This window comes from Manganibacter manganicus, from assembly GCF_002075885.1.
GTDB classification, from domain to species: Bacteria; Pseudomonadota; Alphaproteobacteria; order Rhizobiales; family Rhizobiaceae; genus Mesorhizobium; species Mesorhizobium manganicum.
Window position 1 is genome coordinate 76,044 of sequence record NZ_MDET01000045.1, and the last position, 13,538, is coordinate 89,581.

Below are 13,538 nucleotides of genomic sequence, written 5' to 3' on the forward strand. Positions count from 1 at the left end.
TCGGAATGAACCGTCAGCCGGCCCAGGCGTTACAGCACCGTTGGGAGACTGCCGGCGGAGCGACCGACATTGGGCGCGCAATAGCCAGGCGACTTCGTGTTCGGCTCCGGTTCAGCCGATGTCCAGCCGAGGCCTGATCGTCTCGATCAGCCAATCGACGAACACGCGCACGCGCGGGGAAAGCTGACGGTTGCTCGGGTAAAGCACCGACAAGGGTGTCGGCGTCGGCGCAAAATCGGCGAGTACCTCGACCAGCGCGCCACTCGCCAGGTCGTCGGCAAAACGATAACCGGGCGCTTGGGAGAGCCCCAGGCCGAACCGCGCGGCCGCCGCGCTGGTATCAGCGCCACCGACCAGCACGCGCGCCGGCAAGGCTATCTCGATAACGCCGCCATCGCGCGTAAACTCGAGCGGAAGCGGCTGGCCCGTGCGTGACGAGACGAAGCCGATCATCCGATGGCCATCCAGTTCGTCCGGGGTAAGCGGTGTCCCGTGTTTTGCGAGATAGGCAGGACTCGCGACGGTGATCTCCTCCATCATGCCCAGTCGCCGGACCACCATGTCGCTATCGACCAACTCGCCGGCACGTACGACGCAATCCACGCCCTCGCGCACCAGATCGACGAAGCGCTCACCTTCGCCGAGATGGACGGTCAACTTTGGATGTCGCGCCAGGAAATCGGGCAGTGCCGGCAGCAATACCGTGCGGGCGAGGTGGCCGACGACATCGACACGGACCACCCCGGCAACCGCGCCGCCGGCACCTCGATCCGCATCCTCGAGATCGGCGAGGATGGCGACGCAGCGATGGTAATAGGCTTCACCCTCGACCGTAGGCTGAACGTGGCGGGTGGAACGCTGCAGAAGCCGTGTGCCGAGCCGCGCCTCCAGAGCCTTGATGGCGGCGGTCGCGACCGGCCGCGAAACGCCGCAATCCGCCGCGGCCGCGCTGAAGCTGCTTCGTTCGACGATGCGGACGAAAAGATTGAGCGTAGCGAGCCGATCCATGCGGATTATTCTATCCTGCAAAACAATGCTGACGGGAAGCGCGATCTAATCATGGTTGGCATGAATATTACATTAGGATCCTGACAGAATGGAGATTCCCATGCCAACATTCCCAATCGCGCTGGTCACCGGTGGCAGCCGCGGTCTCGGCCGCTCGACCGTGGAGGCGCTCGCGCGCCGCGGCGTATCGTCGATCCTGACCTACAACAGCAACCGAGCCGCCGCCGATGAGGTGGTGGCGGCAGTCCAGCAAGCCGGCGCACGCGCGGTCGCGTTGCAACTCGACACCGGCGACACGGGCGCGTTTCCCGGTTTCGCCGACAAAGTTCGGAGCGTTCTCGACGAATGGGTGGCGGAACGCTTCGACTTCCTCGTCAACATGGCCGGCACATCGCATAGCGGCCTGATCAACGAGGTGAATGAAGAGGATTTCGATGCGGCCTACCGCATCCACCTCAAGGGCCCGTTCTTCCTGACGCAGACATTGCTGCCGCTGATCGCGGATGGAGGCAGGATCGTGAACATCTCCTCCGGCCTGACCCGCATCATCTATCCCGGCCGCATCGCCTATGGCTCGATGAAGGGCGCGGTCGAGGTGATGACCCGCTACATGGCCAAGGAACTCGGACCGCGCCGCATCGCCGTCAATACCGTCGCGCCGGGCGCCATCCAGACCGACTTCTCAGGTGGCGCGGTGCGCGACAACCCGGAGGTGGCCCGGCACATTGCCGAGGCGACCGCGCTCGGTCGCCCTGGCCTCCCCGACGACATCGGTCCGATGATCGCGTCGCTTCTTTCGGAAGACAATCGCTGGGTGAACGCTCAACGTATCGAGGTCTCGGGCGGGCAGGCGATCTAGGGTCAGGACCATCAATATGATCGAAATGGCGCCTGAAACGGCAAAGAGATGCAAGAAGAAGCGCGAAGAGCGGGGGAGCTATCTCCGCTTCGAGCGGCTTCGGGCGGTGTTCAGGGCCAGCGCTTCGCGGATAAGCGCCGTCAATGCCGGCTCGTCGATGTCGTCGCCTTCATGAAGATCGATGGCGCGCCTTGTGTTCCCCTCAAGGCTGGAATTGAACAGACCTGAAGGATCCGGCAGCGAGGCGCCCTTGGCGAAGGTGAGTTTGACGGCGGTCTTGTAGGTTTCGCCGGTGCAGATGATGCCGGCATGCTCCCACACCGGAACCCCTCGCCATTTCCACTCCTCGACCACTTCGGGGTCGGCCCGCCGGATGACGGCGCGAACCCGTGAAAGCATCTCGCCGCGCCAGTCGCCCAGTTCCCGAATCCTGCCGTCTATGCGTTTCGATGGGGAGATGTCATCGTCGCCGCCGCTCTTGCTCATGCTCTCTGTTCTCCGTTGATGACAAACCGTCAGGCTTTTGCACCGTATTGCAGCACCTGCAGCTTTTCCAGCGTCACCAGCCCGCTCGACATGATGCCTTCCAGAACCGGGAGGAAGGCGTTGATCCTTTCCTCGCTGTCGACGATCTCGACAATCAGCGGAAGGTCTTCCGACAGCCGCAGGATCTTGGCGGTGTGAAGCCGGCTCGAATGACCGAAACCCATGCCGCCGCGCAGTACCGTCGCGCCGGCAAGCTGCATTTCGCGAGCCTTGAGCACGATCGACTCGTAAAGCGGACGGCCATCATCGCGGTCGTTCTCGCCAATGAATATCCGAAGAAGAACAGCTTGACGCGGGATCTGCATGGTCAAAATCCTCCGAGACGATTGAAACGTGAGCCGAGCGCGTGGCCGAGCCAGACCGACAACAGCCATGCAGCAATCGAAACACCGACATAAAGGCCAGACAAGGCAAGATCGCCGGCGTTCAAGAATCTGAATGCCTCAAGGCTGAAGACCGAAAAGGTGGTGAAGCCGCCGCATATGCCCGTCATCACGAACTGACGCTGGTACACACTGGCGAAAATCCGCCCGTTCGGCCCGGTGATCGCCGCATAGAAGCCGATGATCAACGAGCCGGCAACATTGACGAACAGCGTGCCCCACGGAAATGCCGCTCCGATCCAGGCAAGCGCGGCCAGCGACGCCAGGGCGCGCAGCACGCTGCCGATGACCGAGCCGATCGCGACGACAGCATAGAGGGACAATATTTCGCGCGAGCCGCTCATCAAAGGCCGGCTCCCGGCAGGACGATGCCCGCGCCATAGCCGAGCGCCACGCCCGCGAGGCACAGGAGCAAAGACAGCGCAATATTGCCGCCGGCCTTGAGGAATTCACCGTCAAGCGCGAGCGCCATGGTTTGCAGGCTGAACGAGGAAACCGTGGTGTAGGCGCCGAGGAAGCCGGTGACGGCGAATTGCCATCCGGCCGGCATGGGCATCAATCCCTCAATCGTCGCGGCGGCAGCGAGAAGCCCGACGGCGAATGCGCCGCTGACATTGACCGCCATCGTGCCCCAAGGAAAGGTTTCGCCGACATGCCGCCCGATCAAGCCCGACACGAAGTAGCGCGCCGGGCCGCCGAGGGCGCTGCCGAGCGCCACCCAGATCATGACATGAAGCATGCTCTGCATATGATCCAACCCTTCCCGGCAGGGCGCAAATCCCTTTTGCAACCCTGCCGCTCATCGTCTCGACCGACCCCATGGCATCACCTCGCGGTAATGCCATGGCGCGCTTTCATGTGGTGGAACAGGCCGGGACAACCCGCAACACTGTGGATGATTGCCAGACGACAAGACCCGACAGTGTGTTTCCACACAGCAGGAGTCATCAGCCCTTGTCGGGCGGTTTTGGGGAACCCCATCCCCTTGTTTCCACCATAAGCAGGGACCGGCGGATCGGCAAGATCGCCTCAGCGGCCGGCAGCGCCCGCTTTTGCCTCTTGCGGCCGACAGAACTTCTTGCTTCAGTGAGTTGACCCAAGCGGAGGAACGGTCATGGCCAAAGGTGCGATGAAGCCGGGCAGAGAAGCCCGCAAGCCGAAAAAGGACGCCAAGAAGCCGCCGGCGGCCGCTGCGCCCAAGCCGGCTCCGGTTGCCGCGATCCGCATCAAGGATAAATAGCCGGGCTGGATCGAACGGCCGGTTGATCGGAAGGCCGGCCGTTGCTACATAGCCGGCGCGGGGACGACCCTGCATTTTTGTCAAAAAGGACGGGACGACCCGCCACCGACGGAGCGTTCAATGTCCTGGATATTCCTGTTCTTCGCCGGCCTGCTCGAAATCGGCTGGGCGATCGGCCTTAAATACACCGACGGCTTCACCCGGCCCGTACCGACAGTTCTCACCGTGTTCTCGATGATCGCCAGCATGATTCTGCTGGGTATTGCGCTCAAGGGATTGCCGGTAGGAACGGCTTATGCCGTATGGACCGGCATCGGCACAGTCGGCACCGCGCTGCTCGGCATCTGGCTTCTTGGCGAACCGGCGAGCGCGGTGCGGCTCGGTTGCATCGCCCTTATCGTATGCGGCATTCTCGGCTTGAAACTGGCGGCCTGACAACAGCATTTGAAGCAGAAGCGGGCCGGCTTCCGGCCCGCTCCCTGAAATCGCAATGCGTTTGCGCCGGATAGCGTCAGCGAGCGGTGAAGCCCGGAGGTGTGCGGCCGACACGTGCCTTGCGCGCGGCATAGCGAGCGTCCCGCTTCGCCTTGCGTTCAGCCTCATCGGCAAGCACACGGGCGATGCGTTCGTTCTCTTCAGCCTCGCGAATCTTGGCCTCAGCCGCGGCCTTGGCTTCCGCCTCGATCCGCGCGGCCTCTTCCGCTGCCTCACGCGCAGCCTTCTCGGCGGCCTCGCGGGCAAGCTTCTCCTGCTTCAGCCGCGCTTTCTCGGCGTCGCGAATCTTGCGTGCTTCGAGAATTTTCTGCCGTTCGGCCTTGCGCGCCAGAACCTGGGGGTCGTCTTCCGCCGGTCTTGCCTTGAAGCGCTCCAGAAGCGCCTTCTTTGCCTCGTTTGCGGCGTTGCGCCGCTCGAAAATATCTTTTTCCCTGTAAATAGCCAAGTCTGTGTCTCTATATCCTTGCAGTCATTCGCGACGCTTACATACCCCTGCAAAGCCAGAGTTCAAGTACCAAATCGGTATGCCAGCCATGAAAATCCGCAGCGTTGCGGCGTGGAGACAGTATTCGAGGCTGGAGTGCGGCTAAGGAACTTTACCGAAAGGTATGCGTTGCCTTGGGCGATAGTTTGCCGATTGATGATCGCCACGATCGAGAGAGGGGGAGGCCGATGACGACGAACTCCGGAAGTCGGCGTGAAATCGATGTCGTCCGACAGGAACCGGACGGGAACCTGACTCGCATTTCCCTGCCTCCGATCGTCTCTCTCATCGGCGTTACCGCGGTGCTCTATCTGGGCAGGGACGTGCTGCTGCCGCTGGCGATCGCGCTGCTGCTGACCTTCGCGCTGGCGCCGATCGTCTCGGCCTTGCGCAAGATGTCCATCCCCAAGGTGCTCGCCGTCGTCATGACGGTCCTGATGGCCTTCATCGTCATTGCGTGTTTCACCTTTCTGGTGGCGAGCCAGATCTCCAACCTGGCGCAGAACATTCCGACCTATCAGGCCAACATCATCGAAAAAATCCATTCCCTGCGCGAACTGGGCACCGGCGGCGGCATCATAGAGCGCCTGACGGGAGCGGCCGAACGTGTCGGCCAGGAATTGCAGGCAGGCACGCAGGTTGCCGAAATATCCACCCAGAAGCCGCTTCCCGTGGAGGTCGTCTCGCATGAGAGTCCGATCGACATACTTCGCAATATCGTCGTTCCGCTGATCAGCCCGTTCTCGACGGCGGGCCTGATCATCGTCGTTGTGGTGTTCATGCTTCTGGAGCGGGAAGACCTGCGCGACAGGTTCATACGGCTGGTCGGCCATGGCGATCTTCACAAGACCACGGAGGCGCTTCAGGACGCCGGCAGCCGCGTCGGCCGCTACCTGCTGATGCAACTGGTCATCAACACGATCTATGCGATCCCGATCACCATCGGCCTGTGGCTGCTCGGCATCCCCAACGCATTGTTGTGGGGAGGATTGACCCTGATCCTGCGCTTCGTGCCGTATATCGGCCCGGCAATCGGCATGATGATGCCGCTGCTTCTGACGCTGGCGGTCTCTCCGGGCTGGATGCCGCTGATATGGACGGCGGCGCTGTTCCTGGTCATGGAACTGATCTCCGGCAATGTGCTGGAGCCCTGGCTTTATGGCTCCGAGACCGGGCTTTCGTCACTGGCCATCATCATCGCGGCGATCTTCTGGGCGTGGCTGTGGGGGCCGCTCGGCCTGGTCCTGTCGACACCGCTGACCGTTTGCCTGGTCGTGCTCGGCCGGCACGTCTCGCAGTTCGAATTCCTGGACGTCCTGCTCGGCAACGAACCGGTACTGGAGCCGCATGCGCGCGTTTACCAGCGATTGCTGGCCGGCGACCCCTACGAAGCAGCGGATTTCGCCGAGGATTACCTGGAGGACGAATATCTCGTCGATTTCTACGACGCGGTGGCGATGCCGGCGCTGGCTCTCGGGGAAACAGACCGGCAACGCGGTGTCATGACCAACGAACAGCGCGTGCGTTTTGCTTCCGCCGCCAACACGCTGGTGCAGGAACTGGCCGATCTTGCCGAAGACGAGGAAGAGGAAAACGGCAACTCCGACGAACTCTCAAGGGATAGCGAGGCATCCGGCAGCGAGGACAGCGAGCCGGCCTTGCCCGGCGGCGAAGGCCGCAGGCTGATCTGCACCGGCGGACGCGGCGAAATCGACGACGCGGCCGCCGCCATGGTGGCGCAGGTGCTGGAAATCCAGGGCGCGGAGGCCATCGTCGGCAGCCACCAATCCTTCACGCCGGTGGGGCTCGCGGCATTGGACCTCGACGGGGTCGATACGATGGTCCTCGCCTATCTCAATCCAACTTCCCTGTCACAGGCCCGCCACGCCGTGCGCCGGCTCAAACGACGCAAGGCCGGCTTGCGTGTCGGCCTGCTGGTGCCGATGCTGCCGGACGGGCGCGGGCGCAATGCAATCACGGAAGACGGCGCGGGCGCCGATTTCATCACCACGACGGTGGCCGAGACGGTGCGCCGGGCACTGGCCGATGAAAGCGCCAAACCGTTGAAAGCCCTGCCCAAGCGCCATCCGGTGCGCCGCCGGCCGGCGCCGAAGGCGGTTGGCAAAAAAGCCGCTCCCAAAAAGCCGGGCAGGCGGAAGGCGCAGGAAGAGGCGCCGGCCTGACATCGCTGCTTGCAGGGCCGGTGCCGTAAACCCATATGGGCGGGAGCACTGGAGATCCTGGCATGCCTGTTCTTTCCGTCCTCGACCTGTCGCCCATAGTCGAAGGCGGCAGCGCCGCGCAATCGCTGGCCAATTCGCTCGATCTTGCGCGGCATGCCGAGCGACTCGGCTATCACCGCTACTGGATGGCCGAGCATCACAACATGCAGGGCATCGCCAGCGCGGCAACGGCGGTGGTCATCGCCCATGTCGCGGCGGGCACGAAAACGATCCGCGTCGGCGCCGGCGGCATCATGCTGCCCAATCATGCGCCGCTGGTCATCGCCGAACAGTTCGGCACGCTGGCGGCCCTTCATCCCGGCCGCATCGACCTCGGCCTTGGCCGCGCGCCCGGCACCGACATGCTGACGGCGCGGGCGCTGCGCCGCAATCTGGACGCCAGCGTCGACACATTCCCGCAGGATGTCGTGGAACTGATGGGTTATTTCCAACCCGCGAAAGAAGGCCAGCGCGTCCACGCCGTGCCGGGAGAAGGCGAAACCGTGCCGGTGTGGATTCTCGGCTCCAGCCTGTATGGCGCGCAACTGGCCGCGATGCTCGGCCTGCCCTATGCCTTCGCCTCGCATTTCGCGCCGGCGGAACTGGATCGGGCGCTCGATGTCTACCGCTCGCGATTCCAGCCCTCCGAACACCTCGACAAGCCCCATGCCATGCTGGGGCTGAACGTGGTCGCGGCGCCAACCGACGAGGAGGCAAAGCTCCTGTTCACCTCATTGCAGCAGGCTTTCGTCAATTTGCGCAGCGGCCGCCCCGGCCGGTTGCCGCCGCCGGTCGAAAACTACGAGGCCGATCTCGACCCGATGGCGCGAGCCACGCTGGCGCAGGCGCTGTCGTGCGCGGTGGTCGGCTCGCCCGAAACCGTCAGGCGCGGCCTGGAAGCCTTCGTCGCCCGCACCGGCGCGGACGAACTGATGGTCACCGCGCAAGTATTCGACCATGCCGCGCGGGTGCGTTCGTTCGAGATTCTGGCCGACATACGCAAAGAGCTGGATCAGGCGGCGTAAAGCCGAACATCGAAGCGGCAGAGTGTTCTTTGCGCGTTCAAGTGAACGCACGGCACTCTATCGCAGCGCCCGCACCAGTTCCTTGTCAGGAAAACAGGTGGCGGCGCGGCCGTTCCTCGCCTGCCAATCGCCGATCGAGCGGCGCGTCTTGAAGCCGGGCAGGCCGTCTGCCGAGCCGACGTCGTAGCCCTTCTTCTCCAGCGCGCGCTGCATGGCGGCGATATCCGAGCGGTAAAGCCTGTCCACCTTCTGCCAGCCATGGCTGAACCGGCTGTCGCCATAGGCGATCCGGTCGGCGGCATGGCCGATGAACAGCGCATAGAGATCGCTCATATTGTAGTCTTTCAGCACGTAGAAATTGGGCGTGGCGATGAAGGCCGGCCCCAATCTGCCAGCCGGCATCAGCAGAAAACCTTCCCGGCCCGCCTCATGCGAGGGGAACGGCTTGCCGCTGACACGGGCGATGCCCATGCGCTCCCATCGGGAAATTTCCCGGCCGCGATCCGGCCCCTCCAAAGCGCAGGAAACATTTGCCGGCACCGTGACCTCAAACCCCCAGTCGCGGCCGCGCTGCCAGCCATAATGGGCCAGATAACTGGCGATGGACGCCAGGGCGTCGGGGGCGGAATTCCAGATATCGGCGCGCCCGTCGCCGTCGCCATCGACGGCATGCTTGAGAAACGAGGTCGGCATGAATTGCGGCTGGCCGAGCGCCCCGGCCCATGACGATTTCATCGCGCCGACCGGAGCCAGCCCGCGCTGAACCATTTCCAGCGCCGCCAGCAATTCGGTGCGGAACATTGCCTTGCGGTTCGACATGAAGGCTTTCGTGCCCAGAACCGTAAAGGCGTCATAGGGCAATTTGACCCGGCCGAAACCGGTTTCCCGCCCCCAGATCGCCAGAACGACGGAACCCGGCACGCCGTAGCGTTTCTCGATGGCGGCGAGCGTGGCGGCGTATTTGCCGGCACGCGCGCGCCCGCCGGCGGTGACGGCGCCCATCGTCTTTTCGGAGAAATAGGCGCCCGGCGCGCCAAATTCGGCCTGATGCTGGGCCTTCGGCACTTTCGGCTTCTCGCCGGGCATGACGAGGCCCGGCAGTTCGAGATTCGGCGTCACGCCATCGAAGGCGGCATTGAACGTCGTTTGCGAAATCCCTTTCGCTTTCGCCTCCGGCCACAGATCATTGGCGAGCCAGGCACGGAACTGGTCGTCGATCCGCGCTGCGGAAGCGGGACGTGCCGAAGCGAAGCAGCCCAGCACCAATACAAGCAATGTCGCAAAGACGCCGAACAGCCAGGATTTCTTCGCTAGATTCCGAATCATGAATGCCTTGCAATCAAAACGCCGTCCGCGATTTCAGCGCCGCAGCCAGCGTGCCGTCATCGAGATAATCGAGTTCGCCGCCCACCGGCACGCCATGCGCCAGCCGTGTCACCTTGATGTCGAAGCCGGAAAGCTGGTCGGTGAGATAATGCGCCGTGGTCTGGCCTTCCACCGTGGCATTGACCGCCAGAATCACTTCCTTCACCTCGCCCGCCGCTATGCGATCCACCAGCGGACGGATGTTGAGCTGATCCGGACCAACGCCGTCGAGCGGCGACAGCGTGCCGCCGAGCACATGATAGCGCACGCTCATCGCCGCGGCGCGCTCCAGCGCCCAAAGGTCCGACACGTCCTCGACCACGATCAGCGTCGCCGGGTCGCGGCGCGGATCGGTGCAGATCATGCATGGGTCCGACGTATCGACATTGCCGCAGGTGGAGCACACGCGCACCTTGTCGACCGCATCGGTCATGGCGCCGGCCAGCGGCGCCAGCAATTGCTCTTTCTTCTTGATGAGATGAAGCGCGGCGCGGCGCGCCGAGCGCGGCCCGAGGCCCGGCACCTTGGCCAGAAGCTGAATGAGACGTTCGATCTCGGGGCCGGCGATTCGCTTGGACATAACGCCGATATAAAGCGATTGGCGTCCGGCGGGTAGAGCGCAGGAGCGCCGATGCCTACGCCTATTCGCTCACCGGACGGCTTTCCGCCGCAATCAGCGCGCCGATGGAAGACGTATTTTCAGGCGTCTGCTCGAAAGCCATGACCGGCTGGTCGGAGGGCTCCGAATAGGATGCCTCGGTGACGCGGGCCGCCGTGACCGTTCCGAAGCGGGCGGGGTCGGGCTGGTTCACCTTTGCCGAAGCGACGCGATCGCCGTCAGGCCGCGCCTTGGGCGTCGGGATGCCGGAAACCGCGGCGGTCGTCATCGTGTCGGTCTCTGCAGAAGCCAGTACCACCGGTTCGCTCCGCTCCACGCCGGGCAGAGCCTTGGCCTTTGTGGCCGGTGCGGCGTCGGCGACCATCACCGTCGATTCGGGCGGCAGGGGTTTCCAGTTGCGGGTGCGCTTTTCATAAAAGGCATTGCCGCCGGCAACCGCCACGTAATGCATGTTCTTGTAGGGGAATTTTAGGCCGGCCGTGTGGAAGAACATGGCGCTGCGCATCTTGGCATGCCGCTCGCCCTTGAGCACTGCTTTGGCAGCTTCCTGAACGTCGGGCATGGCCTTGGAATTCATCTTGCGTGTCATCACGCCGGGCGCGAACTGGCCCTTTTCGCCGACGACGGCGCAAATCGAATCGCCATGCTTGCCCGAGCGAAGCCGGTTCATCACCACCGTTCCAACGGCGATCATGCCGTCGCGGCTCGAGCGGTTGGATTCGAAGAACATCACCCGCTCCATGCATTCCCGGTCCCGCGCGGTGTAGCGGTAAGGGCGCACCTTGGTGGAACCGAGCGAGTCGGTCAAAGCGGCGACCGACATTCCGTGTGAGGTGGTCTGGCTGCATCCAGCCAGCATGAAGGGAGTGAGAATGGCGCCAAGCACAAGCGGCACCCTCCATCGCGCGGCGATCAACGAAAAACCCTCATCCTGTTGCTGCCGCCCCTGTCCCCGTTTATGGCCAGAATGAGAGGCTTTAGGGCAAAAAGATGGCTAAAGGCTTAGCAATTTCAACACGATGATTTAACGGGTTGAAACAATTGGTGAGGAAGGCTTTCGCGCGCCGGCCTCGCAGCCTGTTAGAACGGCAGCTTCATTCCGGGCGGCAGCGGCATGCCGGCGGTCAGTTCGCGGGTCTTGTCCTGCATGATCTGCTCGACCTTGACCTTGGCGTCGTTATGGGCGGCGAGGATCAGATCCTCGAGAATCTCGACCTCGTTTTCCTTGAACAGCGAGGGGTCGATCTTCAATGCCTTCATCTCGAACTTGCCGCTCAAGGTGACGCTGACCATGCCGCCGCCGGCCTGGCCGGAGGCCTCAAGATCGGCGATTTCCTCCTGCATGGCCTGAAACTTGGCCTGCATTTCCTTTGCCTTGCCCATCAGGCCGAGAAGATCCTTCATCGCGCAATCCTTTATCGTGTGTGAGTTCTAATCGTCAGCGTCAGCGGACGGATCGAGCGGCATTTCGCCATCGACCTCGGTTTCCGCGTCCGGCGCATCCGGAATGCGCACGTCGATGATCCTGGAGCCCGGAAAGCGCGACAGGACGGCAGCCACCGTCGGGTCGTTGCGGGCATCGAGAATGGCCGTTTCGCGGCGCGCCGTCTCCTGTTCGGCCAGCGTCGTGCCGCCCTCCTCCTTCGACAACGAGACCAGCCATGTCCGCCCGGTCCAGGCGCGCAGCCTGGTCGTCATGTCGTTGAGCAGCATTTTCGGTGCGTCGTCGGTCAGATTGACGTCGATACGGCCGGGCTCGAAGCGCACCGGGCGCACGCAGCGCTTCAACAGCACCTTGAAGGTCATGTCGCGATGCGCATCGGCAAGCGCGACGATGTCGGCCAGCGATTCGACCGGCACTTCGGGCGCGACCTGCTGGGCCGGCGCGGGCGAAGCGGCGAGGTTTTCCGGTTCGGCTTCAACCAGCCGCATGGTCTGCCCGCCGCCCGGCGTCACGGGCATGCGAGCCTGCGCCTGCGCGGTCGCCGCCCCGCCATTGCCGCCGCCGGATGCGGCCGAGGGCGCGGAAGGCCGCTTCCCGCCGGGCATGGCAGGCGCCGCACCGTCCTCCAGCGCCTTCAGCGCCTCGTCCAGCGTCGGCAGGTCGGCGGCATGGGCAAGCCTGATCAACACCATCTCGGCGGCGCTTACCGGGCGGTTCGATGTCTGCACCTCGGGTATGCCCTTCAACAGCATCTGCCAGGCGCGCGACAGCACCTTGACCGAAAGCTTTTCGGCGAACGCGCCGCCGCGCCGGCGCTCTTCCTCCGACAACGACGCGTCGTCCGCCGCCGAAGGCACAAACCGCAGACGCGTCACCAGATGGGTGAATTCGGCAAGGTCGGTCAGCACGGTGGCAGGGTCGGCGCCGGTGTCGTACTGGGCGCCGAACTCGGCAAGGGCGGCGGCCACATCGCCCTTCATGATGTGCTCGAACAGGTCGACGATGCGCGCGCGGTCGGCAAGGCCGAGCATGGCGCGCACGGTGGCGGGATCGACGCGGTCGCCGCCATGGGCGATCGCCTGATCGAGAATGGAAAGCGAATCGCGCGCCGAGCCTTCCGCCGCGCGCGCGATCATCGCCAGAGCGTCGTCGTCCACCGCGATGCCCTCGCTGGCGGAGATGGACGCGAGGTGCGAAACCAGCAGTCCGGCGTCGATGCGGCGCAAATCGAAGCGCTGGCAGCGCGACAGGACCGTGATCGGCACCTTGCGGATTTCGGTGGTGGCGAAGATGAATTTCACATGCGGCGGCGGTTCTTCAAGCGTCTTCAGCAGGCCGTTGAAGGCCTGTGTGGAGAGCATGTGAACCTCGTCGATGATATAGACCTTGTAGCGCGCCGAGACCGGCGCGTAGCGCACCCGCTCGATGATGTCGCGAATGTCGTCGATGCCGGTGTGCGAGGCGGCGTCCATCTCGATGACGTCGACATGGCGGCCTTCCATGATCGCCTGGCAATGCTCGCCCGGCACCGAAAGATCGATGCTCGGCCGGTCCGTCTCGGCGGTCTTGTAATTGAGCGCCCGCGCCAGGATGCGCGCGGTGGTGGTCTTGCCGACGCCGCGCACGCCGGTCAGCATCCAGGCCTGGGCGATGCGCCCGGTGGCGAACGCGTTGGTCAGCGTGCGCACCATCGGCTCCTGGCCGATCAGTTCGGAGAAGTTCGACGGCCGGTATTTGCGCGCCAGCACGCGATAGGCGCCAGAGGCCGCGCTGGAGCCGATCTTGTCCGTCCCGATATTTGCGGATTCGTTCATCGGCCCTTCAATATCCTCGTGGACCGCGATGCGG

At 63.8% G+C, this 13,538-nt stretch carries 16 protein-coding genes and 1 riboswitch; of the genes, 5 read left to right on the forward strand and 11 right to left on the reverse strand.

The window, feature by feature from the left end:
• Positions 1-111 precede the first annotated feature (111 nt).
• Complete coding sequence (locus tag BFN67_RS19545; RefSeq protein ID WP_080921167.1) at positions 112-1,008, reverse strand: LysR substrate-binding domain-containing protein; 897 nt, start codon at positions 1,006-1,008, stop codon at positions 112-114.
• 100 nt (positions 1,009-1,108) lie between these two features.
• Here BFN67_RS19545 and BFN67_RS19550 point away from each other — a divergent pair, with 100 nt between their 5' ends.
• Positions 1,109-1,867 (forward strand): SDR family NAD(P)-dependent oxidoreductase, encoded by a 759-nt coding sequence (locus BFN67_RS19550; RefSeq protein WP_080921269.1) that lies wholly within the window; start codon positions 1,109-1,111, stop codon positions 1,865-1,867.
• A 78-nt stretch (positions 1,868-1,945) separates the two neighbouring features.
• On the opposite strand, the gene BFN67_RS19555 is transcribed toward BFN67_RS19550, so the two are convergent.
• The 4 genes from BFN67_RS19555 to crcB are packed head-to-tail and all read right to left on the reverse strand — an operon-like array spanning position 1,946 to position 3,544.
• Positions 1,946-2,353, reverse strand: a complete 408-nt coding sequence (locus BFN67_RS19555) for a DUF1801 domain-containing protein (RefSeq protein WP_080921168.1) — start codon at positions 2,351-2,353, stop codon at positions 1,946-1,948.
• 29 nt (positions 2,354-2,382) lie between these two features.
• Positions 2,383-2,718 (reverse strand): DUF190 domain-containing protein, encoded by a 336-nt coding sequence (locus BFN67_RS19560; protein WP_080921169.1) that lies wholly within the window; start codon positions 2,716-2,718, stop codon positions 2,383-2,385.
• A gap of 2 nt (positions 2,719-2,720) precedes the next feature.
• Positions 2,721-3,140 (reverse strand): CrcB family protein, encoded by a 420-nt coding sequence (locus BFN67_RS19565; RefSeq protein WP_080921170.1) that lies wholly within the window; start codon positions 3,138-3,140, stop codon positions 2,721-2,723.
• Positions 3,140-3,544, reverse strand: a complete 405-nt coding sequence (gene crcB / locus BFN67_RS19570) for a fluoride efflux transporter CrcB (RefSeq protein ID WP_080921171.1) — start codon at positions 3,542-3,544, stop codon at positions 3,140-3,142. Before crcB ends, BFN67_RS19565 begins: the two co-directional genes overlap by 1 nt.
• Positions 3,545-3,727: 183 nt before the next feature.
• Positions 3,728-3,790, reverse strand: a riboswitch (Fluoride riboswitch).
• 120 nt (positions 3,791-3,910) lie between these two features.
• Here crcB and BFN67_RS25105 point away from each other — a divergent pair.
• Positions 3,911-4,036 (forward strand): hypothetical protein, encoded by a 126-nt coding sequence (locus BFN67_RS25105; RefSeq protein WP_280951345.1) that lies wholly within the window; start codon positions 3,911-3,913, stop codon positions 4,034-4,036.
• A gap of 120 nt (positions 4,037-4,156) precedes the next feature.
• Positions 4,157-4,471 carry a quaternary ammonium compound efflux SMR transporter SugE gene (sugE, locus tag BFN67_RS19575; protein WP_080921172.1) on the forward strand — a complete coding sequence of 105 codons (315 nt, stop codon included), beginning with the start codon at positions 4,157-4,159 and terminating at the stop codon, positions 4,469-4,471.
• A gap of 76 nt (positions 4,472-4,547) precedes the next feature.
• Here sugE and BFN67_RS19580 read toward each other — a convergent pair whose 3' ends face one another.
• Positions 4,548-4,976 carry a DUF6481 family protein gene (locus BFN67_RS19580; RefSeq protein WP_080921173.1) on the reverse strand — a complete coding sequence of 143 codons (429 nt, stop codon included), beginning with the start codon at positions 4,974-4,976 and terminating at the stop codon, positions 4,548-4,550.
• A gap of 227 nt (positions 4,977-5,203) precedes the next feature.
• Between BFN67_RS19580 and BFN67_RS19585 the strand changes: the two genes are divergently transcribed.
• Together BFN67_RS19585 and BFN67_RS19590 are read left to right on the forward strand one after the other, a co-directional pair.
• Positions 5,204-7,198 (forward strand): AI-2E family transporter, encoded by a 1,995-nt coding sequence (locus tag BFN67_RS19585; RefSeq protein ID WP_080921174.1) that lies wholly within the window; start codon positions 5,204-5,206, stop codon positions 7,196-7,198.
• Positions 7,199-7,260: 62 nt separating this feature from the next.
• Positions 7,261-8,262, forward strand: a complete 1,002-nt coding sequence (locus tag BFN67_RS19590) for an LLM class flavin-dependent oxidoreductase (protein ID WP_080921175.1) — start codon at positions 7,261-7,263, stop codon at positions 8,260-8,262.
• Between the two features lie 57 nt (positions 8,263-8,319).
• Here BFN67_RS19590 and BFN67_RS19595 read toward each other — a convergent pair whose 3' ends face one another.
• From BFN67_RS19595 to BFN67_RS19615, 5 genes are all read right to left on the reverse strand, one after another.
• Positions 8,320-9,588 carry a lytic murein transglycosylase gene (locus BFN67_RS19595; RefSeq protein ID WP_080921176.1) on the reverse strand — a complete coding sequence of 423 codons (1,269 nt, stop codon included), beginning with the start codon at positions 9,586-9,588 and terminating at the stop codon, positions 8,320-8,322.
• Positions 9,589-9,601: 13 nt separating this feature from the next.
• Positions 9,602-10,207: a recombination mediator RecR gene (gene recR / locus BFN67_RS19600; RefSeq protein WP_080921177.1), complete on the reverse strand. Its 606-nt coding sequence runs from the start codon at positions 10,205-10,207 to the stop codon at positions 9,602-9,604.
• 61 nt (positions 10,208-10,268) lie between these two features.
• A complete protein-coding gene (locus BFN67_RS19605; protein WP_139789267.1) occupies positions 10,269-11,162 on the reverse strand; it encodes a cell wall hydrolase in 894 nt (297 codons plus the stop codon).
• Between the two features lie 164 nt (positions 11,163-11,326).
• A complete protein-coding gene (locus BFN67_RS19610) occupies positions 11,327-11,650 on the reverse strand; it encodes a YbaB/EbfC family nucleoid-associated protein (protein ID WP_080921178.1) in 324 nt (107 codons plus the stop codon).
• A 27-nt stretch (positions 11,651-11,677) separates the two neighbouring features.
• Positions 11,678-13,504: a DNA polymerase III subunit gamma/tau gene (locus tag BFN67_RS19615; RefSeq protein WP_080921179.1), complete on the reverse strand. Its 1,827-nt coding sequence runs from the start codon at positions 13,502-13,504 to the stop codon at positions 11,678-11,680.
• Positions 13,505-13,538: the final 34 nt, after the last annotated feature.